19 protein-coding genes and 6 pseudogenes are annotated in these 26,612 nt (G+C 55.1%); 12 read left to right on the top strand and 13 right to left on the bottom strand.

Features of this window, described 5'->3' with window-relative positions:
• The first annotated feature begins 197 nt into the window (after positions 1 to 197).
• Positions 198 to 422, top strand: coding sequence for a hypothetical protein (locus tag GSP01_RS15380; protein ID WP_167495524.1), 225 nt, complete (start codon positions 198 to 200; stop codon positions 420 to 422).
• 133 nt (positions 423 to 555) lie between these two features.
• Here the strand turns inward: GSP01_RS15380 and GSP01_RS15565 are convergent.
• From GSP01_RS15565 to GSP01_RS09760, 8 genes and pseudogenes are all read right to left on the bottom strand, one after another.
• Positions 556 to 837: pseudogene (locus GSP01_RS15565) on the bottom strand (IS5/IS1182 family transposase); the annotation flags it as partial.
• A 37-nt stretch (positions 838 to 874) separates the two neighbouring features.
• On the bottom strand, positions 875 to 1,000 hold the full coding sequence (locus GSP01_RS15560; RefSeq protein ID WP_456304016.1) for a transposase: 126 nt from the start codon (positions 998 to 1,000) through the stop codon (positions 875 to 877).
• Positions 1,001 to 1,097: 97 nt separating this feature from the next.
• The gene (gene eat, locus GSP01_RS09785; RefSeq protein ID WP_141353090.1) at positions 1,098 to 2,456 is read right to left on the bottom strand and encodes an ethanolamine permease; all 1,359 of its coding nucleotides are present in this window, start codon (positions 2,454 to 2,456) and stop codon (positions 1,098 to 1,100) included.
• Between the two features lie 250 nt (positions 2,457 to 2,706).
• On the bottom strand, positions 2,707 to 3,786 hold the full coding sequence (qhpR, locus tag GSP01_RS09780; RefSeq protein WP_228123678.1) for an AraC-like transcriptional regulator QhpR: 1,080 nt from the start codon (positions 3,784 to 3,786) through the stop codon (positions 2,707 to 2,709).
• A gap of 124 nt (positions 3,787 to 3,910) precedes the next feature.
• Positions 3,911 to 5,173 (bottom strand): haloacid dehalogenase-like hydrolase, encoded by a 1,263-nt coding sequence (locus GSP01_RS09775; RefSeq protein ID WP_141353088.1) that lies wholly within the window; start codon positions 5,171 to 5,173, stop codon positions 3,911 to 3,913.
• Positions 5,170 to 7,254, bottom strand: a complete 2,085-nt coding sequence (locus tag GSP01_RS09770; RefSeq protein ID WP_141353086.1) for a phosphocholine-specific phospholipase C — start codon at positions 7,252 to 7,254, stop codon at positions 5,170 to 5,172. Before GSP01_RS09770 ends, GSP01_RS09775 begins: the two co-directional genes overlap by 4 nt.
• Before the next feature lie 32 nt (positions 7,255 to 7,286).
• Entirely contained in the window at positions 7,287 to 9,689 is a 2,403-nt protein-coding gene (locus GSP01_RS09765; RefSeq protein ID WP_141353084.1) for a TonB-dependent receptor, read from the bottom strand.
• Positions 9,690 to 9,922: 233 nt separating this feature from the next.
• Positions 9,923 to 10,921 (bottom strand): phosphotransferase enzyme family protein, encoded by a 999-nt coding sequence (locus GSP01_RS09760; protein ID WP_141353082.1) that lies wholly within the window; start codon positions 10,919 to 10,921, stop codon positions 9,923 to 9,925.
• Between the two features lie 262 nt (positions 10,922 to 11,183).
• Between GSP01_RS09760 and GSP01_RS09755 the strand changes: the two genes are divergently transcribed.
• Positions 11,184 to 12,443 (top strand): aspartate aminotransferase family protein, encoded by a 1,260-nt coding sequence (locus GSP01_RS09755; protein WP_228123677.1) that lies wholly within the window; start codon positions 11,184 to 11,186, stop codon positions 12,441 to 12,443.
• Between the two features lie 53 nt (positions 12,444 to 12,496).
• Here GSP01_RS09755 and GSP01_RS09750 read toward each other — a convergent pair.
• Positions 12,497 to 13,209: pseudogene (locus GSP01_RS09750) on the bottom strand (integrase core domain-containing protein).
• A gap of 58 nt (positions 13,210 to 13,267) precedes the next feature.
• Positions 13,268 to 14,263, bottom strand: coding sequence for an amidohydrolase family protein (locus GSP01_RS09745; RefSeq protein ID WP_141353078.1), 996 nt, complete (start codon positions 14,261 to 14,263; stop codon positions 13,268 to 13,270).
• Positions 14,264 to 14,422: 159 nt separating this feature from the next.
• Here GSP01_RS09745 and GSP01_RS09740 point away from each other — a divergent pair, with 159 nt between their 5' ends.
• Positions 14,423 to 15,346: a LysR family transcriptional regulator gene (locus GSP01_RS09740; protein ID WP_141353076.1), complete on the top strand. Its 924-nt coding sequence runs from the start codon at positions 14,423 to 14,425 to the stop codon at positions 15,344 to 15,346.
• Between the two features lie 128 nt (positions 15,347 to 15,474).
• Here GSP01_RS09740 and GSP01_RS14740 read toward each other — a convergent pair whose 3' ends face one another.
• The gene (locus GSP01_RS14740; protein WP_167495523.1) at positions 15,475 to 16,092 is read right to left on the bottom strand and encodes a TetR/AcrR family transcriptional regulator; all 618 of its coding nucleotides are present in this window, start codon (positions 16,090 to 16,092) and stop codon (positions 15,475 to 15,477) included.
• Between the two features lie 102 nt (positions 16,093 to 16,194).
• Between GSP01_RS14740 and GSP01_RS09730 the strand changes: the two genes are divergently transcribed.
• From GSP01_RS09730 to GSP01_RS15200, 3 genes and pseudogenes are all read left to right on the top strand, one after another.
• Positions 16,195 to 17,346 (top strand): FAD-dependent monooxygenase, encoded by a 1,152-nt coding sequence (locus GSP01_RS09730; RefSeq protein ID WP_167495522.1) that lies wholly within the window; start codon positions 16,195 to 16,197, stop codon positions 17,344 to 17,346.
• A 171-nt stretch (positions 17,347 to 17,517) separates the two neighbouring features.
• Positions 17,518 to 17,856 (top strand): annotated as a pseudogene (locus GSP01_RS09725) (transposase); the annotation flags it as partial.
• A 409-nt stretch (positions 17,857 to 18,265) separates the two neighbouring features.
• Positions 18,266 to 18,451: pseudogene (locus tag GSP01_RS15200) on the top strand (SOS response-associated peptidase); the annotation flags it as partial.
• A 111-nt stretch (positions 18,452 to 18,562) separates the two neighbouring features.
• On the opposite strand, the pseudogene GSP01_RS09715 reads toward GSP01_RS15200, so the two are convergent.
• Both GSP01_RS09715 and GSP01_RS09710 read right to left on the bottom strand, forming a co-directional pair.
• Positions 18,563 to 18,997: pseudogene (locus GSP01_RS09715) on the bottom strand (oxidoreductase); the annotation flags it as partial.
• Positions 18,998 to 19,056: 59 nt separating this feature from the next.
• Positions 19,057 to 19,665 (bottom strand): TetR/AcrR family transcriptional regulator, encoded by a 609-nt coding sequence (locus GSP01_RS09710; RefSeq protein WP_141353070.1) that lies wholly within the window; start codon positions 19,663 to 19,665, stop codon positions 19,057 to 19,059.
• Positions 19,666 to 19,740: 75 nt separating this feature from the next.
• Here GSP01_RS09710 and GSP01_RS09705 point away from each other — a divergent pair, with 75 nt between their 5' ends.
• From GSP01_RS09705 to GSP01_RS09680, 6 genes and pseudogenes are all read left to right on the top strand, one after another.
• The gene (locus GSP01_RS09705; RefSeq protein ID WP_141353068.1) at positions 19,741 to 20,628 is read left to right on the top strand and encodes an SDR family NAD(P)-dependent oxidoreductase; all 888 of its coding nucleotides are present in this window, start codon (positions 19,741 to 19,743) and stop codon (positions 20,626 to 20,628) included.
• Positions 20,629 to 20,912: 284 nt separating this feature from the next.
• Positions 20,913 to 21,239, top strand: a complete 327-nt coding sequence (locus GSP01_RS09700; RefSeq protein ID WP_167495521.1) for a lipid A deacylase LpxR family protein — start codon at positions 20,913 to 20,915, stop codon at positions 21,237 to 21,239.
• A gap of 75 nt (positions 21,240 to 21,314) precedes the next feature.
• The gene (locus GSP01_RS09695; protein ID WP_255320892.1) at positions 21,315 to 23,675 is read left to right on the top strand and encodes a TonB-dependent receptor; all 2,361 of its coding nucleotides are present in this window, start codon (positions 21,315 to 21,317) and stop codon (positions 23,673 to 23,675) included.
• Between the two features lie 139 nt (positions 23,676 to 23,814).
• On the top strand, positions 23,815 to 24,471 hold the full coding sequence (locus GSP01_RS09690) for a response regulator transcription factor (RefSeq protein ID WP_167495520.1): 657 nt from the start codon (positions 23,815 to 23,817) through the stop codon (positions 24,469 to 24,471).
• Between the two features lie 22 nt (positions 24,472 to 24,493).
• Positions 24,494 to 25,855, top strand: a complete 1,362-nt coding sequence (locus GSP01_RS09685) for a sensor histidine kinase (RefSeq protein WP_141353062.1) — start codon at positions 24,494 to 24,496, stop codon at positions 25,853 to 25,855.
• Positions 25,856 to 26,030: 175 nt separating this feature from the next.
• A pseudogene (locus GSP01_RS09680) lies at positions 26,031 to 26,612 on the top strand (IS5 family transposase); the annotation flags it as partial.

Genomic DNA, 26,612 nt, shown 5'->3' with positions numbered 1-26,612 from the left:
CCTGCGGGGCACCCTGGACGTAGACGGTTCATTGTTCCAGAAGCACGGCCCGGATCGAGACATCTCGTGCAAACGCCATTTCATGCGTGACAATCAGCATGGTCCTGCCCTCGACCGCAGAACTTTGAGTATTTGCTCGACCAGTTCCGAGTCCAGCCCTTTTCGGCTTTCTCACGCACTTCGGGGCGGTTAGGTCCATGAATATGGACCGGGCCTTCTATGACGTTCTGCAAGACCGTCCGGTGGCTCTACAGGCAGGAGTTCTGGAACAGCACGCCGGCCTGCGACCGCAGGCGATTGACCCGTCGCGTATCCACAATCTGCTGCTCTGCGGCCTTTATGCGGAAACGGATATTCCCGTTCAGTACGTTGCGTGCGCCCGCCGGTTTGACTGTCCGGAACGCCCTGGCCCATCTGGTTGATCTTTATGGTTTGAAGGTCTCTCCTGATCTGATCAGCTGTATAATTCGTTCATAAAGCAACCGCACCAGCCATTCCCGATCCAACCTCTCAGGACAGAAACAGAACAGCCTTTTCGCGTCATTTCACAGATGCGCCATACTTATGAGAGCTTGGTATTATGACTATGGTTCGGATGAACAGCCCCGTCAGTGATGTTTGATCAGCAAAGACATTCTCGACATGCGACCGGATAATGGACTTTCGGGCGTTGGGTCCGTGGATGTGTTTGGATATCGGTTTGAAATTTGACTTCTTCTCGTGAAGCTGCGCGACAAGGCCCCGCGTTTCCATGAAGTCTTCATTGGCTTTTGAGCGATAGGCCGTGTCTGCCCCAACTGTTGAGGCTGTATTGCCGTTATCAAGCAGGCTCTTTCTTGATTGCACCCGCCTAGATCAGATGCTGGCGAATCAGTCACACCGTTCTGGCATCAGGCATACGCTCCGATAGCTTCAGACCTAAAAAATACATAATGGAGAGATGATCGTCGATCAGGTATTCCGTCTGCTCGTCGGAGAGATTGTTCAGCGGCTGGATCACCAGAAATTTGAACGTCAACAATAGGACGAAAGGCTTCGAAAGCTACAGTCCGGGAAAAAGGTTCGATCTGATCACCAAGCGCGTTTCGCCCATCCTCCTACCGTTCGGCCTGATCGGATTGCCGGTCGTTCATGTAGCTTCCGAGCGCCATCGCAAGGAGGAGGAGGAAGTAGAACGCGAGCAGCCATGGTTTCTGCAGGCCGACGACAAAGAAGCACAGGCTGGCGGCGAAGAGGGCGAATGCGGGGATGATCGGGTATCCGGGCGCATGCCAGGAGCGTGGCATGTTAGGCGCGATTTTCCTAAGCTTGAAGAGGCTTGCCATCGTCATAATATACATGCTGAGCGCACCGAAGACGGAAATCGTGACGATGGATGCCGTAAGGCTCTGCCCTTCAAATGACAGGATGTCGTCGGCAAAAATGGAGAGAATTCCGACAGTTCCGCAGACGAGTACGCCCGTATAGGGGGTGCGGAAGCGTGGCGAGATCAAACCCATCCAATGGGGCAATCCCCCTGCCTGCGCGAGCGATGAAATCTGGCGGGCACAGCCCATGATGATTGCGTGCAGCGACGCGATCAGTCCGAACAGCCCGAGCCAAACGAGCATATGTAGATAAGGGCTATGCGCACCGACCACAGTTTTCATCGCCAATGGCAATGGGTCGTTGAGGCTGGAGAGTAGGCGCCAGTCTCCTACGCCACCGGCGAGTATCATGACGCCGAACGATAGCGCAACAAGCGTAATAATGGCCGCAACATAGGCAATGGGGATCGTGTGGCGAGGCGAGCGTGCTTCCTCGGCCGTCAGCGCGACGCCTTCGATGGCCAGAAAGAACCAGATGGCAAAGGGAATGGACGCAGCAATACCGCCAAGGAGCGACCACGACAGATTGTCGCGCCCCCCCCATCCATGCATTGCGAAACGATGCCAGGAGAAGCCTGGCCAGACCACACCCATAAAGACGAGAAGCTCGATGATGGCGGCGAGGGTAATGACAAGTTCAAAACTGGCAGCGACCTGTATTCCCGCGATGTTGATTCCCATGAAAAGCAGATAAGCGATCACTGCGCCTGCTTTGGGTGGCAGACTAGGAAATTGGACGTGCAGGTATGATCCGATGGCAAGGGCAATGGCGGGCGGCGCAAAAATGAATTCCGCGGTCGAGGCATAGCCGGCTATGAGGCCCGCCCTGCGCCCGAATGCCGCGCTGACATAGACGAACGGCCCACCGGCCTTGGGCATGGCAGTAGTCAGTTCGGTGTAGGAAAAGATCAGCGCGAGATACATCATTGAAACGAAAACGGTCGCAACCAGAAAACCTAACGTCCCCGCACTCGCCCAGCCGTAACTCCATCCGAAATATTCCCCGGAAATCACCAGACCTACGGCGATCGCCCAGAGCTGGACCGGGCCGAGACTGTGTGAAAGCTGCGGTTCGGAACGGTCAGTCATGGAAAAACCTTCTGTAGGGAGAGGATATTTCGGGGCCATCCGACCATAAAAACAACCAAAGCGTCTGGCGTCAGCTATCAAACCATAGGCACAATTGACGAGTAGACAGATGTAGTCCGGTGTCCTTGAGGTCGAAGCGGGAATAGTCGGCCCAATTACCGGCTCAGGCAGACAGATCCGCCGATAATGCTAGCAGTGCGGGGGGCAATACGACTGCCCTGCAGACACAATTTCTTGACATTTCGCCCCATCATTTCGTTTTGCGAAACGCTTGCGGAGAAATGCCGAACCATTTGCGAAAGGCGCGGCTGAACGCGCTGACTTCCGAATATCCGAGCAGATACGCGATTTCACTGATAGCTAGTCCGCTCTGCTGAAGATAAGACTGCGCCATACCGCGCCGGGTCTCATCGACGAGTTCGGTATAGGTAACACCCATCGCGTCGAGGCGTCGCTGGAGCGTCCAACGCGGGATGCGAAGCTTTTCAGCCAGAAGCGGCAGCTTTATAACGCCATCGGGAAGCATGCTTTTAACTTCGCGTCGTACTTGAAGGAGGAGGTCATCCCGATGGTTCGGGGCCAGACGCGTTGTGTGATCGAGATGTGTCAGGCTTTCGCGAAGGAGTGTGAGCAGCCCGGCATCGGCACCTGGCATTTTGATATCCAGATCGCGATCGGAGAATATGAGTGCCGACGTCTCGCGCTGGAAAAAGACCGGAGCGTCAAAGGCTGCGGCATAGGCCGCTGGGTCGGATTGACGGGCGTGTTCGAACCATATGGTATCCGGGCGCCAGGTGCTTCCCAGAGCACGACGAAAGACATTGCAGATCATGCCCATCGTCAGTTCTGCATCCTGCGCGCGCTGTGAAATTAGCGGGTCCATAATGCGGTATTCGATACGAAAGCCGTTGGGCATCCGGACAAGGCGCGTTTGGGTTGCTTTTTGGTGGTACGGAAAAAGTTCGATGAGGTTGACGAGCGCGCTCCTGAGCGTTGCGGAGCTGAGAGTAATATAGCCGAGGAGACCAAGCTGGTCGGGTTGGAACTGCCTTCCGTAGACTAAGCCGCTATCATAGCGTCCGGACTGGCAGGCAATCTGTTCGAAGAGATTACAATAATCCTCGAGGCGTAACGCTAGCGTTGGGGGAAGCTCGTCGGCAACCTGAAGGCCAACGGATTTCGCGATAATGTCCGGATCGCATCCCTGCTGGCGGATGAAGGAACTTACGCCAGTCATCGCCGCAGCCAGCACGCTTCCTCTCTGCCCTTTGTGCGATAGGGAGGCAGGCATTGCGTCAGGGGCAGGAAAGCGCGCGATGAATGAAGTCATGGACCCTCTCTATCGGGGGGACATTCGGTAGGTGACTCGGATTTCGATAATTCTGTTCGCAAATCCCAACACTGTCAGGTATCAATTTCTTATCGAAACGAATTTTGTCAAGCAGTGATCTATCTTACCCAGATCCGAGAAGGCGCGCAGTCGTTGTGCCAAAGGGTACTGTCTCCTCAGACGGCCGCCACTCTCCGGTATTTTCGTCCCGCCCTTGAAGAAGAATTCGGGGCGATACCGCGTCGATATTCTGTACCGCCTTGCGACTGAGTGCGCCCTCGCCTCCGCTGGACAGACGGTTGATGATTAGCGACAGGCGCGTGTCGGGGAAGGTTGTTTGCATCGCCACATCGCCGTTGCTGTCTCCGCAGACGAGTAGGGGGCCGTGACCCCGCTCATGCGTGAGCCTCATGCGTATCGCGTCGACTTTTCCGTTTGCATACGTCAGCGGCCAATCTGCTAAAGGCCGCGTCCCGAGCTTACCGGAGTCTTCCTCCATCCTGATCCCGAGAATATTGTCCGCTGGCAGGTTATAGCCGAAGTCGGGATCTGTCGCGAAAGCACGAACCACGGCTTCGAGCGAAGCCGAGCATATGAAGACTTCAATGCCCGCCTCTCGCAGCGTGTGTTGTAGATCACTTATTTCCGGGGTGAGACGCAGGCCGTGCTGGGCTGTATATCTTAGCGGTCCGGACTGGCCTGCACGATCCGGCGGCGTGAGATGCGTGACCTGACCGATATCGCGCCCAAGTGCCCAGCGGTTGGCTGAGGCGGCGAGTTTAGTGATCTCCGCATTTGTCATGCCGGCCAGAAGACGAATGATCCAGTACAAGGCGACTCTCGGCCCGGCAACAGTGTTGACTGCGTTGTAACTATACAGGAGGCGCGTCCTCAGCGCCTCTAGTGCCGGAGTGTCACGGGGGACGGCGGTGCGTTCGGGAGACCATGCGCCATAGCGCGACCAGAGTGCGGCGTAGTCACGCGTCATGTCTGCGGCGAGGTCGCAAAACCGCAGAGCTTGTCCTTCCGCGTTCAGAAAATCTGGTCCGAGAGGGCCCTGTGGAACGTCTCGTCGGACCGCGTCGAAGAAACGGTCGGGGGAGAGTGCGAAACTGAAGGTTTCGAGCGTGTAGTGCAGTAATGTTTCCTGACAGTCGCCAAAAATGCAGGTGTTGTCCCAGTCAAAGACCGCATAGGGGCGCACGGAATTGCGGTTTCCGGGTGTCGGCTGAGCTGCAATCAGGTTTGACAATACTCGGTGATTGCGTGGCGCCCATTTCAGGGGCGATAGAATCTCGGTGCGAGCGCGCGTGGCGCCGGTAGTCGCGCAGATACCGGCAAAAGCGGTCGCGCCGGCCAAAAAATGCCTGCGGGTCGGTTCAGTCATGCGTTTTGAGTGCCCATAAGGGGGTCCGTCCGGCTCGGGCGTCCTGATTGAAGGTGACCTGCAAAGCGTAAGGTCGAGCTTGGCTCGGCTATTCCCGAAGCCTGCATGCCGGCTTCGGGAATTTCGGTTACGATGAGGTCATACCAGTGATCGAAGGGGGAAATATTCCAGGATGTCCGGACCTCCTGGTGCATGGGTAACTTAATCGTTCGGATATCGGTGGGTGTATAGGGCGAGGAGACGGAAAAATGCCTTGTGCGGTTGGATGAGCTTTGAAGTCTCAGCGTGATGATCCCGCGATCTGCGTCTGTTTCGAGTATGGCTTGCGGCGGCGCTGCTCCGGTCAGAGTACGCTGAAAGCCATCCGGACCGTGCAGGCTTAACGGCGTATCTTCGTAGGGGGAGAGAATAATCTCATGGGTCTGGCCCGCCCCAAGCGTGTAATGCCGCATGGAGCGACGACCGCTCTGGAGCTGGAAAACAATACCCTGCGGACCTGTATTGGTAAGACGAAGCGCGGTCTGCGCGTCCCCTGTATTGAGAAGATCTGCGCTTAGCCTGTACGGCAGCGCACGGGCAGGACGTTGCCCTGACTCCTGCCGTGGCATAACCTGTACTTGAGGGACCTTAGGAGGCGACAGGTGGCACGATGAGCGCGTCTGCGCGAGGTATTGTTCCGTATCGGGCAGGGGGGAAGGCCATTTGCGATCGCCGCGGGTAAAATCGAAAATGCTCGTCAGATCGCCACAAACGCTTCGGCGCCAGGGGGTAATATTTGGAGCTTTGACGCCAAAGCGCGCTTCGAGAAACATCAAAACAGAAGTATGGTCGAAAAGCTGCGAATTGACCCATCCGCCCTTGGTCCAGGGCGAAATGACGATGGCTGGGACGCGCGGGCCAAGCCCGACCGGAACATCCCCGAGTGCCTCGCCGTCAAGTGCAACAGAGCTGTACCCTTGTGAGGGATTATCCGCTTTCAACGGAGGGACGGGGGCAGGCATGTGATCGAAAAAACCGTCATTTTCGTCGTAATTCAGAATAAAAACGGTTTTCGCCCAGACGTCGGGATGCCGTATGAAAACATCCATCAGGCGCGAGACGAGGGTTTCGCCGTAGCCGGGGGGGGCGTCAGGGTGCTCCGACATGGCTTGCGAGGGGACGATCCATGAGACTTGCGGAAGCGTCCCGCCAGCGACGTCCTTTTCGAATGCTTCGATCAGAAAACGTCCTTCGGACGTGGCGCTGTTCTGGGCATTGGACCCCGCGACGATTGTGCGTGCACGATCATGCTGCCAACTCTGGATCGGAGCATTTCGGAACGGCGCAAATGACTGCAGAGGGTTGTCGGTGAAGTTATCGTATTCCTGATAGACGCGCCATGAGACGCCTGCGGCCTGCAGGCATTCCGGGTAGGTTTTCCAGTTGAATGGTTTGAAGGACGGGTTGTCGAGTGCGCTGTCGGCGGAGGGATTTCCGTCATCGACATTGACTGTGACCTGTCTTCCGTCGTTGCCGGCAGCGAGCCCGCTTGTTCCTGTGAAAAAATACAGTCTGTTCGGATTGGTGGGGCCGAAAATGGAAGCGTGATAGGCGTCGCAAATCGTAAAAGCGTCTGCGAGTGCGTAATAATAGGGGATATCTTCACGTGTGAAGTGCCCCATGGTCATGGCGCTCTTGCGTGAGACCCAGACGTCCCAGTCATTCCAGGCCGCCTGTGTACCCTTCCAGCTATGATCGAGGCTGGCGAGGCAAGCGGAGGATGTATGGACTGTGTTCATCCGGAACGGGAGTATCTGCCGACCGTGTCCATCGGGCTGGGCGAAGACCGTGCTGCCGCTGGGGAGACGAAGGGCACGAGGGTCGCCGTATCCCCGCACGCCCTTAAGACAGCCGAAATAATGATCAAACGAGCGGTTCTCCTGCATGAGCAGGACGACATGCTCGACATCCTGGATCGTACCGGTTTCGTGCTTCGCGGGGATCGCAAGAGCCTTGCGAATATTGTCCGGCAGGAGAGCCATGCTGGTAGCAGCGGCGCTCGCCTTAAGAAAGGACCTGCGGCCCGGGGTGGTTCGCGGCATGTGTTCTCTCCCGCACGGTCTGGTGGCACGTCTTAGAACGTAAGGGCGATAGAGCCGAAATACTGTCTTGGTGCGCCGATCAGGAAAGACTGGTCATCGCCGCTCATGGCGTTGCCGTTCTCGCCGGTAGTTGCGATGTAGGTCGTATTCGTGAGGTTATAGACATTGAAGCTGAAGGTCAGGTCCTGCAGAGCTTTCAGGTGCCGGTTGTACTGACCGAGATTGCGCAGGTGATACTGTGCGCCCGCGCTGGTCAGCCAGTAGGATGGTACAGTGAGATCGCCGGTATAGGTGTAGTTACGCTCGCCCATGAACATGGTATCGATATGTGCGCTCAGGTCCTGCCAAGTGTAGCCGAGGCTGGCTTTGTACATGAAGCGCGGATAATTGACGATCTGTTGGCCCGCGATCGCATAGGTCTTGTTGTCACTGATGACATTTTCATCGTAGGTCGCGTGGTTCCAACTGACGGAATTGGTCAGCGAGAGGCCTTTGAACGGCGTAATCGTCAGGCCGGCATCCACACCATTCATTGTGACGCCACCGACGTTCATGACGGCGGAATACGGGTTGGTGATCGAACCGCTCGTAATCTGCTGGAGGCGATTGTGGAAATTGGTATGGTAAGCGTAAAGGCTCGCGTTCAGCAGGCGGTCAATGTAGCGATAGCCGACGGCAAAGTTCCAGTTGGTTTCTGGCTTCATCTTTCCAGCACCCATCGTCTGGTCATAGGCGCTCTGCGTCATGGCAAAAGGCGACGCACCACCTTTGTAGCCCGAGATCGGGAAGGATTTGACGTTCTCCGCAACGTCGAAAAATAGTTCGTGATGTTTGAGGAAATGCCAGTCCCCGCTGATATGCGGTAGAAAGGCGCGCGCGGTTGTGACCGTGCCGCTGGCGATGGCATTCGTCCCGGTATAGGCGGGAATGTTGGCCGTCTGGTTTCCCGTGACGGACTGCCAGAGAGATTTGAATCCGAAATGAAGGCTTACGTTCGGTAGAATATGATAGGTATCTTGTACGAAGCCCGTGAAACTGTTGGATGAGAAAGTTTCGCCCCATAGCCGCGCGGTTGGGTCGGGGAGAGACCCCATCGAATTGATCGGCGTGCCTTCTCCGAGCACCGGTTCCTCGTAGGCGTTACGCCCGACGTCTACGTGGTAGTGTTCGTACCAAACGCCGACGCTCAGATCGTTATGGGCAATATTGTAGTGCAGCGCAGAAGTGAACCCTCCACGCTGGGCGCGTTCAAGGGTAATCTGATCGAAGAGCGGGGAGCCGTTTGGCATCAGGCCATTCGAATACCACGGATAGGGGCTGGTCCATGTCCCGCGTCCATACTGTCCCTGAGCGTAAACGGTCGACTTCCAGCGCAGACGAGAAGTGAGCGCAAAATCCATATTGAGCCCTCCTAGATAATCGCGCTCGACGGTACCTCCGTCATAATAGGCGGCGTCATACGGATCGGAAAGTTTGCTGAACCCCGCCGGGAGCGCGCCGCCTGCCTTGCCGTTGGCCGCCAGCGCGAGCTTGTACGCTTTGGCATAGGCATTGGGCGTCCCGATGAAGTTGTCGAGGCTCGAGCCGTAATTGTCCAGCATGTTGAACGACATGTCCTGATATTGGTACTGGTCGAGATCACCCCAGTCGAAAATCGCGGAAATCTGGCTTTCCTGTCCTACAGGCTGGACGATTTTCGCGTTGACCTGTTGCATGAACTGGTTGGCACCGCCTTTCCATTTGTTCAGGTCATTGCGCATATAGGACGCGTACATCCGGGTTCCGGTCTTGTTTAGGTCACCGCTATCGAAGCGGATGAAGGTGTGCATATTCATGCTAGAGCCAAAGGTTTGGGCGATCTGGCCACCAGCCTTGTGTTTCGGATCGCTTGAAAAATATTCGATTGATCCGCCTAGATTTGACGTGCTCGCGATCTCTTCTGCACCCGCGCTTTGGGACACCACCATATGTCCGATATTTTCGGAGGCAATGGCGTTGATGACGTTCAGGCCGTTGAAGGAATGGTACTGCTGGTCGCCTAGAGGAATGCCGTCGAGTGTCATACCGATCTGGTTTTGAAGAAAGCCATGCATGAAAAACATTTGTGACCAGATATCGACGCCTTGTGAATCCGCTGATTGCAGCATGATTCCTGGTAATTTTCCCAAAACCTTGAGGACGCTGGTGCCTGGCGTTTCCTGCTGAATGGCCTTCGCATCGATCACCTCCTCGACACCTCGGGACCGATGCGTTCCCGTCACCGAAATAGCCTCGTTACCTGATCGGATAACGACGGCACGCTGCGCATGAGACGCTACGACAGGTTTGGATTTGATGGGCCGTCTTACGGGGTGGCGCGGCGTTGTGGCCGCCTGCGCCCCAAAACCCAAAAGCGAAATGGCCATGACGAGACAGGGGCGGTACCGGATCTGCATGATAGGATCACTTCCCTAGACGATGAGGAACAAAAGTGCCTCATTTCGATACGATTTGATTATGTTTTTTTACGAAATTCGGTGGCGCTTGATCTTGACGCAGCGACACATTTTTTTGACAAGGAATGCGTTTTTCAGTCTAACGTCGTCTCGACGTATAGCCTTCGCAAATCTGAGACAAACCCCGCCAGATCGTCCTTGATTCGGCTGGCAGGATCCCCACTCAATTTGCGCTATGCTGCCGAGCTTGTGGTCAGGTACTCCTCGCACAGGCGAACGGTTTGCTCGATCCAGTCAGCCCCAAGGCTGCGTGCCATTTCGGTATCCGCATGAGACGCGACCCATGAGGTCAGCTGAACTCTGCGCTGGACCACCAGAGCGGGGATGATCGCATGTTCGTCCGGGGAAAGCGGCACGAGGCTCTCATAGCCCTCCAGCCAGTTTGCGATCCATTCGGCGGCGCTGCGATGGTGTTCCTCGAAGCTGATGGCCGCAGCAAGGTCGTGGAGAAACCAGCCCATGCCGCAATCGTCGAAGTCGATTACCCGCGTCTCGTCACCAGACAAGAGAAGGTTGGTCAGTCGTAAATCGGCGTGAATGAGGCCGAACCGGCTCGGCTTCTGTCCAAAATCGACGAGCTTACGGCGCACATCCGTCATTGCGGCCTCGATCGTGGCAATAGCTCTTTCGTTCAGACCTTTTGTCTTGCGCCAGTCGCCCCAGTGCGCGTGCGGGCCAACCATCGTCTCGTGGTCCCACCGGATACGCTTGAAACCCTCAGGTCTTGCCCAAGTGCGGCTGTGTTGATGCAGACGCGCAGTGATCAGCCCCAGCCGCCTGAACGAACGCGGATCGACATTCGCTGTCGGCATTTCGCCTTCCACCCAGTGAAACAGAACCACATGTCGATGGCTCCCGTCGTCCATGGCGCAGGTGAGTACCGTTTTCCCGTCGGAACTTGTGATTGCCGTCGGGACGCCGAGGCCGATATCGTTATCTAGCGCGGAAAGCCATTGTATCTCACTCTCGATTGCCACGTGGTCATGATAATCAGGCCTGTGGATCCGCATCGCATATCGGCCAGTGGGCGTGTCGATGCGAAAGGTTGCGTTCTCGGATCGGGTGAGAAGAGACACCCGCCCGTGGAAATGCGGTGCGTACTGGTTCATCGCCTCTTCGGCGAGTGCCTGGAGTGCGGTGTCTGTCAGGGGATCAGCGTGATAGTGGGTCATGTCATACGGCTCCTGCGGGTATATTGGCGCATCTCGCGGAGGGAAACTTGATCGACGACGATAATTTCTTGACCACGGGTAACAGCATCCCGTCAAAATAGTGCCGAGCAGACAAGCCATTCCGAGCCGTAGCTCTTATCGTTACGCTCAAGGCCGCAGACATACTGGGGGAAGGGCAGACATGAAGATGCGTTCCACGATTATGGACACGAACAGTTTCAGGGCGGAAGACGCTGCCGCTCTGGACGCGACAACACGCGAATTGACCGAGCGTCGGGCGCATAATCTCGGCGCGTCATATCGCCTATTTTACCGTGATCCTGTTCATCTCGTTCGTGGTAAGGGGCAGTATCTATGGGACGCTGAAGGGAAAAAATACCTCGACGTCTATAATAACGTTGCCAGCATTGGGCACTGTCATCCGGCTGTCGTCGATGCAGTGCACGAACAGATGCTGCAATTGAATACGCACACGCGCTATCTTCACGAACGAATACTGGATTATTCAGAAGCTATTTTGGCGACCCTCCCGCCCGAAATTGATCGGGCTATGTATATGTGTACGGGGTCAGAAGCTAACGATCTTGCGATCAGGATCGCGCGCGCGTGGAGTGGGGGCACGGGCATCATTGTTACGCAGGAGGCTTATCATGGAACGAGTGATTTGACGTCCGGCGTATCTCCGGCGCTGGGGAGCGGCCAGCCGCTCTCGTCCACGACGCGTCTGGTTAATGCACCCGACCATTATCGCAAGGATGATGTTGATCTGGGCGATTGGTTCGCGGCCGAGATTCAGAAACAGATCGACGACATGCAGATGCACGGAATTAAATTTGCCGGCTTCCTTGCAGATTCAATTTTTTCGTCCGACGGCGTACTGCCCGGCGATCGGGGATTTCTTAAAAAAGCTGTGGAAGTCGTTCACCGGAACGGCGGTATTTTCATCGCCGATGAGGTGCAGCCCGGTTTTGCGCGCACTGGAGAGACGTTTTGGGGTTTCGCGCGTCACGGTGTAGTGCCCGACATCGTGACGACTGGAAAACCGATGGGAAACGGCATTCCCGTCTCTGGACTTTTTGCGCGCAAGGACGTTCTGGCGGCCTTCAGTGATACGATTCCTTATTTCAACACGTTTGGAGGGAACCCTGTCTCAATGGCTGCCGCGCAGGCTGTTCTTAAGGTGATCGTAGGCGAAAATCTGCAAAAGCATAGTCTCGATGTTGGAAGGCAGTTGCAAGATGAACTGAAAACACTCCAGGATAAATATGACGTTGTGGGTGACGTGCGTGGCGCGGGTCTGTTCATTGGTTTAGAGCTCGTGTCCGACCGACGACTGAAGACACCGGACAAAGTTCTGGCACTGGATTTGGTCGAAGCGCTCCGTCACGATGGCGTGCTGACTTCCGTCGCCGGCCCTTATGGAAACGTGCTAAAACTCCGGCCGCCGCTCTCATTCCAGTTCGAGGATATCGACTGGCTGGTCGGGGCGCTGGATCGTGGCCTGTCCACTCTGACGCGATGATTGACGAGTACGGAAGGGTAATTTTCGGAGACCAGCTCATAACGCCGGATAGGTCAGTGGAAGGCAGTGGTATCTCCGTCCCCGATGATAGAGCGCGCAAGTCGCGTTGTTGTTTCCCGTAGGGCTGGATTGATGATGAATTTTTCTGCCTCTGAAGTCCAGATTTTGCAGACGTTTTCGTAAGGTTTGAGGTCACTCAGGGTCTTGAGCCTGCTCCCGAAGTTATAAGCCGCCATGAAGTCATTGAGGCGTCTTCTCAACGGCTCATGGCTGTCGTGATGGAAGCGTTTGATGGTTACTTCCCTTATCGTCCGGATCATCCGTTCCAGCTGACCATTGGCCCAGGGACGGCTAGGCTTTGTCAGACGGTGTTCAATCCCGTGGGCTTTGCAGATCATCTCGAAGCGTATGGGACGCGACAGGGCCATATTTCGATTACGGCGCTGCTTGGGGAACTGGATGCCGTTATCGGTCAGAATGGTATGGATCCGATAAGGGATCATGCTCAGGAGATATTCAAGGAATTCCCAAGCCGTCTTCCGGTTGGCTTTTTCGAAGCTTCGTCCGTCGCGGAAAGGGGCGTTGATCGCGGCTCTTTAGGTCCTGTCTTATGATCCTCAACCGTTTGACGCTTGCGCCATTTTGCAATGGTTTTCGGGTTGATCCCGCACTCTTTGCTCAGCGCCGCGAGCGAAGAGTGCGATCACTGTATTGCTGTTTGCACGGCATGCGTGGTCGTGGCGCTGCCATGATGCCTCTGTCCCATATAAGGTTCCTTGCACTTTCGTGAATATATCACGCCATTAAACCATGGTACTAAAAATCTAGAAATTTGATCCAAGGGACAGATTTTCTGTAAGCCGCTCCCAGTTTCCATACGCGAATGCTCGCCTTTCAGCCTCATCCAGACCACAACTTTCGAGAAAGCGCCTCGCATCGCCACCGGGGCGGTATTGGTATGGATAATCTGTAGAAAACAGCAGTCTGTCTCGGCCGACAATCCGTGCTGCCTGTTCCAGATAATGCGGCATGAATATCCCGCTCGCCGTCACATACAGATTGCGTCGGAAATACGTCGCCATGGAATGGGTCAGCTCGGACACGCGATCCATATTGGCGATACGTTCGGCATAGAACAGGACCAGTTCCCCCCAATGGCCCAGAATAACCTGCAGGTCCGGAAAACGATCGAAATGGCCCGCCAGTACGAGGCGCAGAAATTGAATGCCGGCGTCGTAATGCCAGCCGAGACCGAAACAGGAAAACGCGGCATCCACCTGCGGGCTAAACCCGGAATAATAGGCATCCCGAACGACTTTGTCCGGTGCTCTGGGATGAAGCAGGATCGGTGCTTTCAACGCCGCAGCGATCTGGAAGATCGGGAGCAGATCGGTATGGTCTAGGTTACGGTGGCCTACACGCCCGCATAGCATTGTTCCCTTGAAGCCGAGCGTTCTGACGCAGCGTTCGAGTTCAAGCGCTGCTTCATCGGGCATCGCAACCGGCAGTGTCGCAAGCGCCTGAAAGCGATCCGGGTGGCGAGCTACTGCTTCCGCCACGGCGTCATTCGCACGGCGCGCTAAATCGACACTATTCGCCCCAAGATCATGCAATGACGGTGTGGTAAGGGACAGCACCTGCACGTCCAGCCCGCTTTCGTCCATGAGTGACAGCCGCTCTTCGGCGAGATTCAGCAGCCGTTTTTCAAGCGGACCGCCATGGAACGCGACACTCGGATCAGCGGCTTCAAGGCCAATGGCAGACCAGGCGTCCTTCACCTCGGTCGTCAGGAAATGCTCTTCGATACCGATCAGTTTCATGCGATGGCTCCTGCCCGCAGGCCGCTGTCATGATTGCAGGCCTGTTTCCACGGCAGTGAAAATAAATGCAGAAGTTGAAAAGGCGCCAGACGCATGGATATCAATGTGTTCTTGCATGCGACGCTATATGTTGCCGATCATTGTTGGTAGGCTCATCGGATGGAAAACGTGGATCTTAACCTTCTGACGGCACTGGATGTACTCCTTGAGGAAGCCAGTGTGACCGGTGCTGCCCGGCGACTTGGGCTCAGCACGTCCGCTATGAGCCGTACGCTAACGCGGCTCCGCTTTGTCACCGGTGATCCATTACTTGTGCGGGCAGGCCGACATCTCGTGCCGACGCCATATGCGATGGATATTCGTGAGCACGTTCATATCCTGACACGTGATGTGCAGGCTGTCCTACGGCCGCAGCATCGGGAATTGGATTTGAAAACGCTGGATCGGACATTCGTCCTTCGCGCCAATGAAGGCTTTCTGAATGTTGCTTCAGCCCCTTTGGTGACGTCTATTCTGAAGGAAGCGCCCCGGGTTCGACTGCAGTTTGCGCCCAAACCTGACAAGGATGCGCTGCCACTGCGAGAGGGGCGGATCGACCTGGAAATTGGTGTCCGGGGCGCGTCAGCCCCAGAGATCCGAAGTCGACTCATGTTCCGGGATACGTTCATAGGCGTGGCGCGTATCGGCCATTCTCTTTTCGCAGATGGAGATATCAGCGTGGCACGATACGCCGCATGCCAGCATGTCGCGGCCTCACGACGTGGGACATTCTGGGGACCTGTTGATGATGCACTGGAGCAGCTGGGATACCAACGCAATGTGTCAGTTGTGGTGCCTGGATTTCCGGATACGCTTGAGATCGTGCGGCATTCGGATCTGATCACCCATGTTCCGCGATCGTGCCTTGCGGCCCTGTCTAAGGAGACGCCAGGAATATCGGACTTAAAGTTGTTCCCTTTGCCCGTGCAGACATCTGAAATCGCTATTTCTGCAATGTGGCACCCAAGGCTTGACGCCGACCCTGCTCACCGCTGGCTTCGTGATATCGTGCAATCAATTTGCAAGCAGGTTTTCGCCTGTTGACGATATCCGCTTTCGGAAAAGCACTCTGTGGGTTTGAACATCTACTATGTCGGCGGAAGTCGCAAATCCGCTTACGCCCTCATCTGAGACATTAGGACTGTAGATTGCTTTTTTGAAAAGCGGACTTATCAATCCGGCCAGGTGGTCAGCAGAACAGATGAAAGCATCGTCTCAATAAACGTGCTGTCAGAGTCTGGTTTATCCAATAAGAGCGCAGGCCGTCCTTCTATGACCATATGAGCTAGCCCATGCGCGGTCGCCATTGCACTGGCCATGTATGGGCGAAAAACACGCTTGTTCACATCTGGTGGTTCTTGTCCAAAATACGCTGCTGCTGCGTGTCCATATCTGTTTAGTGCGTCGAATGAGGCTTGCATGAAAGCAGGATCTTTGAAATCGATCAGGTCAACACGGCAGATTAGGCGAAACAACCCTGGATTGATCGCAGCAAATTTCACGTAGCCCAACGCCTGCGTTCGGAGATCCTGAGCCGGGATACCGGATGACGGAAGAGTATTCAGTTCGTTTCCGAGCTTTTCGAAAGTCCGAATGGCGACAGCTGTCAAAAGCCCTTTCGTGCCGTTAAAATGATGTGAGGGAGCACCAGGAGAGACGCCAGCAGATTTGGCGGCCTTCCTTAAGGTAAACCCTTCGACACCTTCCGTTCGAATGATCTCCTCCGACGCTACAATGAGCGCTGTTTTCAGGTCGCCATGATGATAGCTGTCTCGGGTTGCCCCACTCATACCGTCTCCTGATCATTCATATAAACATTGTTCAGATTGATGACATCTCCAATCTATGCAATGTTCAGATGGACAATGCCACCTTTCTTGGAAATGCATTATATGACACAGCGCGCACTGATCGTAGGTCTCGGTATTGGCGGTATGTCTGCTGCTATTGCCTTAAAGCGTCAGGGCTGGACACCGGTTATTATTGAACGTGCTCCGGAACGGCGAAAAGGCGGTTATTTCATCGGTCTGCGCGATGAAGGCAAAAATGCCGCCTCGGCTTTAGGTGTGCTGGATGTCATGGAAAAAAGAACCCCGGACAACATCCGGTTCTGGGATGTGCGCAAGGATGGCACGCGCAGACGCATTGCTGATCTGACGCAAGAGACGAATGCGCCGATCGCCGTACTGCGAGGAGATATCGAAGAAGCTCTCTGGCACGGAATTGAAGGACAGGTGGACGTCCGGTTCAGTACCGTACCTTCGGCGATTGTGAATGGCGATACACAAGCGCAGGTCACACTCCGAACAGACGGCGGTGAGGAAACGACGGAAGACTACGATCTTGTGATTGGTGCTGATGGAGTGCGCTCGACCGTTCGCAAACTGGTCTTCGGCCCAGATGAGGCATTCTTCCATTCAGTTGGCACGATGCTGTGTGCTTTTCCGCTGGCGCGGCCCGTCGAGGGCTTCAAAGCGAACGATGGCCTTATGGTTGCAGACGTGAAACGTACTTTGACCGTGTTTCCGCTGGAAGGGCGTCCGTCGACCGCACTTTTCTCATACCGAACCAGAAATCCGGAGCGAGCTTCGAGAAAAGATCTGCTTTCCACGCTGCGTCAGATATTTGCCGATCTGGATGTAGACGGGATTATTTCCAATGCTCTTGAGGATCTTGCAACAACGGACGACTTCTTTTTTGATTCCGTTCAGATGGTTAAAATGTCCTGTTGGTCGAAAGGTCGGGTCCTGCTGTTGGGAGATTCAGCCTGGTGCCTGACCCTGTATTCAGGCATGGGCGCTTCAGCCGGTATGCTTGGTGGCCAGGTTCTCGGTGAAGCTCTCGCGGCCTGTCCACACGATATTAATGGTGCGCTACAAATGTTCGAGGCTCAGATGCGTCCATTTGTCCGCAAGCATCAGAGATTCATCGCTCTCCGCTCCCAGTTGTTCGTCCCATCAAACCGGGTTTCGCTCTGGGGACGCCGTGTTCTGTGGCAGATCCTGCTACGCTCCAGAAAATATCTATTTTGCGAGAATAAATGAAGAAGGGAGTATAATAGCGATTTGGTACCATCTTCCACCTGAACTACTTGTCTGTTCCTGGCTCGGGACCCATTGATTTGACTGCGAAAATCTGTTTCAGGCTCTGCGCGGAGACGGAAGATAAGCGACCTGTTTTGGCTGACGGAGGAACAGATGGAGCGTCTGCGGCGCTTTTTCATGACTGCGGGGCAGAGCAGCGATTATACCGGTGCTGCTGCCTTGTTGGACAGTCTTCCTATGGCACAGTGGATGCTGGCGGACCGAGGTTATGACGCCGACTGGTTCAGAGACGCCCTAGAAGCGAAAGGGATAAAGCCCTGCATTCCAGGACGGAAATCTCGCGGAAAACCGCTCAAATACGACAAGCGAAAATATAAACGCCGTAATCGCATCGAGATTATGTTCGGAGTCCTCAAGGACTGGCGGAGTGCCGTAACACATAATGACAGATGCCCGACCGTATTCCTCTCAGCCATCTGCCTCGGCGCAGCCGTAATCTTCTGGCTGTGAATCCTGAGCCTACGACCTGCTTACCCCTGCTTGGAAGGCACGCTACTTCGATTTCATATGCACCCTCCGGATGCATATGAAATCGCTACGCTTTTTCTCTTTCCTCTATCGCCGAATAAATTCGGCTCCCTTTTCGATACGAAGACGCTCCCCCCCCCCCAGAAAAAGGCGGAGGAGCAAAATGGCACTTGCCCTGTATTTTATGTACAAAATCGGAAAAAATATGCCCATTTTCTACCCCCTCTTTTTTGACCTTCTCGAAACACTGTTCGAAAGTGGCCTCACTCAAGGTTCGCCATAGGCTAAAAAGGGGACAAGGGCGGCGTGAGACGTCCGTTGCGACTAGCCCTGAATGCTCGACCTGAGCGTCTGCAACCGGCGCTGGGTAGAGAGGCTAAGCGAAAGAGAGTTTCTGACCACAGAGGCCAACCGGGAAGTGGGCGCGATCCATCCGAAGGCTATGCCCGTTATTCTTATGTAACCGGACGAATTGGGCGCATGGATGAACGCGCCGGTGGTAGAGGCTCTACGCCTTCAGGGGCGTTTGTCGGATGATCTGTTGACCCGCGATGAAGCACCGCGTTCTTTGGAATGACAGCCATGGAGGGGCAAGCAGAATGTCTGCTTTGGATTTCTTAATGCCCGTTATCAGACATTGAGAGAGGCTCATTCGTAATTAAAGAAAGGGAGAGTCGATATAGCCTTTCTAGGCTCCACTGAAGAACGTTTTCCGGTCAGCCTCGTTCAGCGGGGCATTTGCCTTCAGGCGTGCCAGAAAATCCAGATTGGCAAGGATCATCTGGCCGTACGCTTCCATGTCTGCGAGGCCGCTGGCCACGTCTTTCCCGATGTCTGCGCGTTGTCGACCGAGACGGTTCAGGATCAGTCTGGCTGTCCACAATTGCCGGATATCGGACAGAAGCTGTTCATTGCCCTGATGCATGATGTGAACATACGACAGATGGAGTTTATCCAGTTTGCCAATCAGATAGCCCGGCCCCTCTTCGCTTTCATCAATGTCCCAGAGGGTGGTGCTCGGTGAGAAGCGGATGGCTGTCCGATCGGCGCCGATTTCCTCGGCAACAGCTATGGCGATCTCGATTGCGAAGCGCGCACGGCTTTCGATTGATCCACCATAGTCATCTGTCCTTGCTCGGCATCACGCACTTTCAGTCACACGAGGGCTAATGGAAAAAGCTGCTAGGGCACCGGTTTGATCCCGTCCCAGAGCAGGGTGATTACGTCGGCAACATGATGTTCGTCCGTTGCTTTGTCAGAACCCGGTTCACCGCAGATGCGGTTGGAAAAAGCCCGGTTGTGCAGAACCCCGAGAAGTGTGGACGCAAGAACCTGTGCATCGCATTGCGCCAGCTTCTTCTGATCCTGCGCTCGTCCGATCCATTCAGTCAGAGCGCGAAAGGCGCGCGCTGGAGCGGATTCTTCCGGATCTTCCCCTGGGCACAGGGCTTCAGTGGGAATGCCACTGGCCTGAAGCACCGTAAATCCGGCATACAGATCTTCGAAAAACGCTGCAATCGTACAGGCGATCTCGACAATCTGCTCCCGGATCGGTCGGTGATCGGGGCCGGCTTCAAGTGTTTCAATCCAGTGGATATCCCTCGGTGCGCCCAATGCTGCCAGCATAAGACCCTGCTTCGACCCGAAGCGGTTGAAGAGAGTTGTATGGCTGACACCGATTTCCCGTGCGATGTCCGCAGCCGAGATGCTTCCACCGCGTTCAAGAAAGCAGCGGCGGGCAACGGCTACGATGTGTTCGTCCGAGACTTCTTTTGGGCGTCCGATTTTCATTCCTGATTCCGACTTGACGATTCACCTCATCAGCATATCTTTCTGTCTAGAAAGAAAGCAAGAGGCATCCAAACTATGAAACGCGATCTTAGCCTGAAATGGCATAATGTGGATCCAGGCTCTCTGCGAGGCAGAAGAGCCATCGTCGTCGGGGGGACAGGCGGGGTGGGGCGTGCTGTGAGTCAGGCCCTTGCTGCGCGTGGTGCGCAGGTGACTGTCGTTGGACAGACATTCCGCGACGCCGATATTGCCAATATCTCCTTCGTACAGGCCGATCTCAGCCTGCTGAAGGATGCGGAGCGGGTTGCGCGGGAACTTCCAGTGGAACAGGCTGACCTTCTGGTTTTTACAACGGGTATCTTCGCCGCGCCCAAACGTCAGGTGACGGCCGAGGGGATCGAGCGCGACATGGCGGTCAGCTATCTGAACCGGCTGGTGATGCTACGCAACCTGGCACCTCGTCTGGGTACACAACGGATCGACGGGTCACTGCATGCGCGCGTGTTCATCATGGGGTACCCCGGCACGGGCCAGCTTGGTACGCTAGACGACCTGAATTCCGAGCGGGCTTACAAAGTGATGGCGGCCCATATGAACACGGTCGCTGGCAATGAGGCGCTGGTCGTAAACTCTGCACATCGTTACCCTGATCTCGGCGTCTTTGGACTGAATCCTGGCCTCATCAAATCGAGCATCCGCAGCAACCTGATGGGCGCGGACAGTCTCAAACACCGGATCATGGAATGGCTGATTGGCAAGCTGGCCCCGAGCGCTGACGACTACGCGGCGCGCATTCTGCCATTGCTGGTCTCTCCCGATCTGGATCAGCGTAGCGGGGTATTCTTCAATCGCAAGGCTCAGGCCATATTGCCATCCGAGGGCATGAATGAGGCTTATGCCAAGCGTTACATTGCTGCTTCTGCAGCATTGATTGCCAAGACTGGCGTCAGCTTGAGCGACTAATCGACTACAGCGAGGTTACTTCAATTCGCCGGGGACCGCGCACTGTGACATCTTCGCTTTGTGGATATGTTGCATTGGATGTCACTCTCGTCGCCATCTTCAGGTTCACATCAGGTTGATGCGTTACAAGGTCAGCCTTACGTGAGAAAGGAGGGTCTCTGGTGGCAAATAATATCAAGCCGTCGAAGAATGCCAGGATACGAAGGTCTAGACTGCCGATCGTGTTTTTAGGTTTTCCAGTAAATGCCGGATATATCTCTCCAACGAGAGCGCACACGACTGATTTGCAGCAGGCCGAGCCACATAGCATCAGCGCCCTCCAGGATGAAAATGCCTTCATCGCTCCAGCGTTCCTGACGGACCGTTATTACGTTAACGGCTTGCTAATGGGTTATACGTTGCCGGCGGATATGACTCTCAACGCAGGCAAAGCGCCTTATACGCCGTATGTCTCGATGATCAACGCAGTCGGAGAGACGGAATTAGCAGCAGCCCTCATCCGGGGTGGTGTGCGGCTCAGCTATACGCAGGTTTTCCAGACGCACGAACTCCAAGAACAGTGCGGCGGCATGCACCAGTTCGTCTCGCAGGCCGATGGCGTATGGTTCTGAATGATGCGGGTTTCCATTAAAATCACGACTAATCTCCGCTCATATGCGTGCCTTCTGGCTTGTACGAGTGCCTTCGTGAGCGTTCACGCCTATGCACAGAAACCAATTAAAAACCTGCCTATGCGCCATGCCCACGACGCGTCTCCCATTCACATGAGGCCCGACAAGCCAGTCCAACCAATCCTTACCGGCGCCGCGACGAAGCCGGCTGAGGAAAAAATCATCGTGACGCTCCGTCGCCATCGGTCAGTGGACGGCGTGACGGGACTGCAACCGGGTGGTGGCCTCATTAAGCCTGAGACGGCACCAAAATCGGTTAGCACCGTCAGCCGAGACTTTATCCAGAAGCAATCACCGGCCCAAAATCCGTTGCAATTGGTGCAATTGCTGCCGGGCGTCGTCGTGGGATCTGCCGATCCGTTCGGCGTAACGGGGGGTACCATCTCGCTGCGCGGCCTTGATCAATCCGAAATGGCGATAACATGGGAGGGGGCGCCTGCGACTGACGTTGGGGTCTACACGATTGATACGTCGGAATTCGCCAGCAACGAAGATCTGGAGGATATGAGCGTTCAACAAGGCTCTTCCAATCTCGACACGCCGACCATCAACGGTTCGGGAGGCCTGCTTTCCTTTCGTGACCGTGATCCCTCTCACAAAATCGGGGGGCTTGTGACGCTCGGCTACGGTTCGTTCAACTATCACCGTGAATTTGTCCGCCTCGACACAGGCGAGGTCGGTCATAGCGGTGTGCGCGCTTATATTTCATACGCCAATCAGCAAGATGATGCCTGGCGCGGTCCCGGTCACGACCGAATCTGGAACATGGACTGGAAAGCGGTGAAGGAATGGGGCGACGACAGTCGCGTCACCTTCGTCGGAGCCTATCGTGACTCCATTGAAAACACGTGGCCCTCGACGACGATGGCAGATTGGAAGACCTATGGCCGCAATTTCACATGGGACCGTAAATATGTTTTTGGGCCGGAGGGTCAGAATTACTGGCGGCTCAATCGGAACCCTTACGACAACCTGTTGCTCAGCGCGCCCTCCCATATCACGCTGACAAATCACTGGAAGCTCGATGTCACGCCCTATTTCTGGCATGGCTACGGCAATAGTTCGACGGGTGCCTTCATTAACAATACCAACGGTAATTTCCTTGGTACGGAATCCATAACGCAATCGCTTCATTTGCCCTATGCCCAGCCGGCCGGAGATGGCACGACTAATGCCATGACGTTAATGGCCTTTCAGAACGACCAATATCGGGGCGGTTTCACGGCGAAAACCGATTACAGGATCAGCAGCCACCATGACGTCTATTTGGGATGGTGGTTTGATTATTCGAACGACCATGACTCGGTCATCTTGTCCCCCGTTACCTTAAACGGAAATCCTATTAATATCTTCGGCGAAACCGACAATATCAAACTCGCCAATGGACAGTTACTTGCCAACCAGAACATCTCGACGATCACGACCGTCAATGCGCTCTTCGCGGGGGAGCGTGCAACCTACTTTGACGGCAAGTTGACGGTGGATGCCGGGCTCAAGGTAGCGATGGTCAATCGTAATGGCACTAATGAACTGCCTGGCCCGCAATACAAGGTTGTCCTGAACGACTTCCAGCCCTTGCCGGCGCTTTCGGCGCGCTATCAGTTCAGCAAGGAACACCAGATCTTCGCCAGTGTCTCGACAAATTTCCGTTCGCCAACGACTCCAACGCTGTACAATGCCTATTACGGGCACGGAATTTCAGTCCAGGGCATTACGAACATGAAGGACGAGTATTCGATTTCGGAAGAGATCGGCTATCGCTACAATGGGCCGCTACTCGTCGCCAGCGCGACCTATTTCCACTATAATTTTACCAATCGGCAGATCCAGAGCGTCATTCCCGGCACGAACGGCGCGGAGACGGTTGACATCAATGCTGGGGGTCAGACGTCTGACGGCGTCAGTATTGAAGTAGGGACGCGGCCGTTCTGGCATTTTCGCCCTTATGTTTCCGGCCAATATCTGCATGCTACGATCGACAATAATATTGCCGGCCTGCCGACCAGCGGCAAGACGGCCGTGCGTTCGCCGCGCTGGACAGGAGCGTTGGGCATCGACTGGGACAATGGCATGTTCTTCTGGAACTACAGCATCCGTTACGTGTCGCGGCAATATTCCACCTTCATGAACGACGAGTACATTCCAGGATATTATGACATGAACGCATCTGTCGGCGCGCGGATGCCAGGATACGGGCCAATGAAAAGCCCTATGATCCAGCTTAATTTCATTAATCTTACAAACAATAACTACCTGTCTGGTGTTCAGAGTGTGACAACAAACGCCGTGACGACACACGGAGTGCAGGGCACGGCGCCTGACTATTTAATCGCACCGGGTCTGGCTATCGTCGCGACATTGAAGGCCGGATTTTGATCCGTATAGCTCGCGGATCATGCGAACTTATGCTCTCCGACGCGTCAGATGCCATGTGGAAAATGTGGCTTTGGCGACTACTGTAATGGGGCGGGGCCGCGATCCTTTGGCCGTTTCTCGCACCGGGATAGGATATCCGATGCAGATTCTGCTTGTGGAAGACCATGATCTACTTGGAATGGCAATTAAGGTCGCATTGGAACAGGATGGCTATAATGTCTGTTGGTGTCAGGACGGCGAGGCGGCAGTCGCCGCCTTAACACAGTCACGGTTTGACGTTGCACTCCTTGATCTTGGGTTGCCTGTTCTGTCTGGAGAGGAGATCCTTCGCCTGATCCGTCGGCAATCCACCTACACCCCCGTCATCATTCTCACAGCGCGGGAGCATCCCCGACATCGTGTCGCGGGTCTCGATGCCGGAGCAGACGATTTCGTCGTCAAGCCTGTCGATCTTGCCGAACTGGCGGCACGCATACGCGCGCAAATTCGTAGGCAGGAGGGCCGTCTGTCCGACATTCTGTCCATCCGGGGTGTGGACATTGATTTAGGAGGGCGCGTCGTGCACCGGGACGATCAGCCGGTGCATCTGACGGCCAAGGAATTTAAACTGCTAGCGTTACTCTCACGCCGTGCGGGTCGCTTTGTTTCGAAGCCAGACCTAGCTAATGAACTATATGATGATGGTGAGGAATATGACAGCAACACAATCGAAGTCGCGATATCAGCCATTCGACGCAAGCTTGGATCTGATTTCGTAATCACGGCGCGTGGACTGGGTTATACCGTCCCGAAATAGAGATATAAAGAGTATCCTGTCGATGCGTCTGCGCTCCCTGACGGCTGCCGTTTATATCCGTATGCTGCTGCTGTTGATCGCATTCGGCTCGGCAGCCGGTGGCATCGCGTACGTCATGGCGCGTTCCGATATCGACAGAGCCTCGGACAGCAGCTTAAGGGTCAGCGCGAATATGCTTTACGCCCTGATGCAGGAAGAGTTGTCGGAAAGCGCCGATACACATTTTCCGAAAGATCTACTGAGCGCAGAAGATAGGCTGGCTTTTCGCACCGGCGAGCAAAAGCGCATGTTCGCTGTCTTTCGGAATGGAGCCGACATTGTCCATTCTGAGAATGCGCCACCCGATGCCATTATCCCGCGTAATCCAGGTCTTCATACCTTCGGTCAAGACCGATGGCGCTCATATGGGATGGACATTCCGCATTATGGCCTGTTGATCGTCGTTGGCGAGCGTCGGGCCGACATCAACCGGAGTCTCATAAGACTGGTTCATAAAATCGTATTTCCGGTTAATCTTCTTGTTCTTTTTAGTGCATTTTTGCTGTGGAACATGCTTCGCAATGGTCTCGCGGATATGCGACGTCTAAACAGGCAATTGGATTGCCGCTCCTTTCAGGATCTCGACCCACTTGACCCATCCAATTGGTCGCGAGAACTGGGTGGCTTGATCAGTACATTGAACACACTTTTCGCGCGCGTCCGAACCGGCATCGAACATGAACAGGCCTTTACCGATGCTGCCGCGCATCAATTGCGCACACCTCTGGCCGCCATTCGTATGCATGCTGAGTTGCTGGTGCGAACCACGGCCCTCTCAAGAGCGCAAACGATCCCATTGCTTAAATCTATTGATCAGGCTCGGTCTCTGACAGACAGCATGCTGCTGTTGGCCCGTCTGGACGCGGGAACCGCCAGCAGAGCACAATTCGATGTTGCGGAGCTTATTAGTGGGATTATAGCGCGACAGGCACTCCTTGCTGCGCAAAGCGGCGTCGCATTCTCATTTGACAGCGACGAACCGACGATCCTCATATCTGATCCCACGTTGCTGGAAACAGCGTTGTCGGCGCTGATCGAAAACGCCATGATTCACGCGGCCTCCGGTAAAATTGTTGAGGTTCGGCTCTATACGATAGGGCAAGATAGCTCGCAATCTCTCCGCATTGACGTTTCCGACCGAGGACCAGGTATTCCGGAAGCCAGCAGGGCTGACGTTTTCCGTCGCTTCTACCAGCTTGGCAACACGCCGGGTATAGGGAGCGGACTTGGTCTAGCCATCGTTGCCCGGGCTATCGACAGAATCGACGGTGCAATCGAACTATCAGGTCGCACCGAAGGGCCCGGTCTTAAAGTATCGATCCGGATACCACGTGGTTGTTTCTGAGAAAAATGCGAGAATTGCGCTCGTACGAAGCCATTTCCTGAATCACTATGCCCGTCATGCAAGTCGGGTGGTGGGACGCTAATATATGTGTGCGCTTCGGCCAGCGGATCATTAGGATCATAACCTATTGATTTTTGTGTAGAATTTTGATTCAGGCTCCTTGAGGAGACTGAAGATGAGCGACCTGTTTTGGCTGACGGACGATCAAATGGAGCGCCTGCGACCGTTCTTTCCCAAGAGCCGCGGCAAGTCTCGTGTTGATGACCGTCGTGTGCTGAGCGGCATCATTTTCGTAAACCGCAATGGTCTGCGCTGGCGGGATGCGCCTCGGGAATACGGCCCGCACAAGACGCGCTGGGACGCCATGGAGGTCTTCTGCCCGGATGATGGGCGGTCCAGCTGCCGGAGAGGCAGAGTCTCAGACCATTATGATTGATGCGATCTATCTCAAGGCGTACCGCCCGGCTTTGAGCCTGTAGTTCAAAAGGATGATCCAGGGCGTCTGATCGGTCGTACCAAAGGTGGCATGAATACGAAGCTGCATGCGATCACGGATCAGAACGGGCGACCGCTGAGCTTCTTCATGACGGCGGGACAGGTCAGCGATTATACAGGTCCGCTGCTCTTCTGGACAGCCTTTCTATGGCACAGTGGATGCTGACGGACCGGAGTTATGATGCTGACTGGTTTCGGGGGGCTCTGGAGGAAAAAGGGATCAGGCCCTGCCTTCCGGGACGGAGATCCTGCGGAAAACCAG

Origin of the sequence: Gluconobacter sphaericus NBRC 12467 (assembly GCF_006539125.1) — a bacterium.
Lineage (GTDB): Bacteria > Pseudomonadota > Alphaproteobacteria > Acetobacterales > Acetobacteraceae > Gluconobacter > Gluconobacter sphaericus.
The sequence above is the reverse complement of the archived record's forward strand: the minus strand, read 5'-3'. Positions and strand labels throughout refer to the sequence as shown.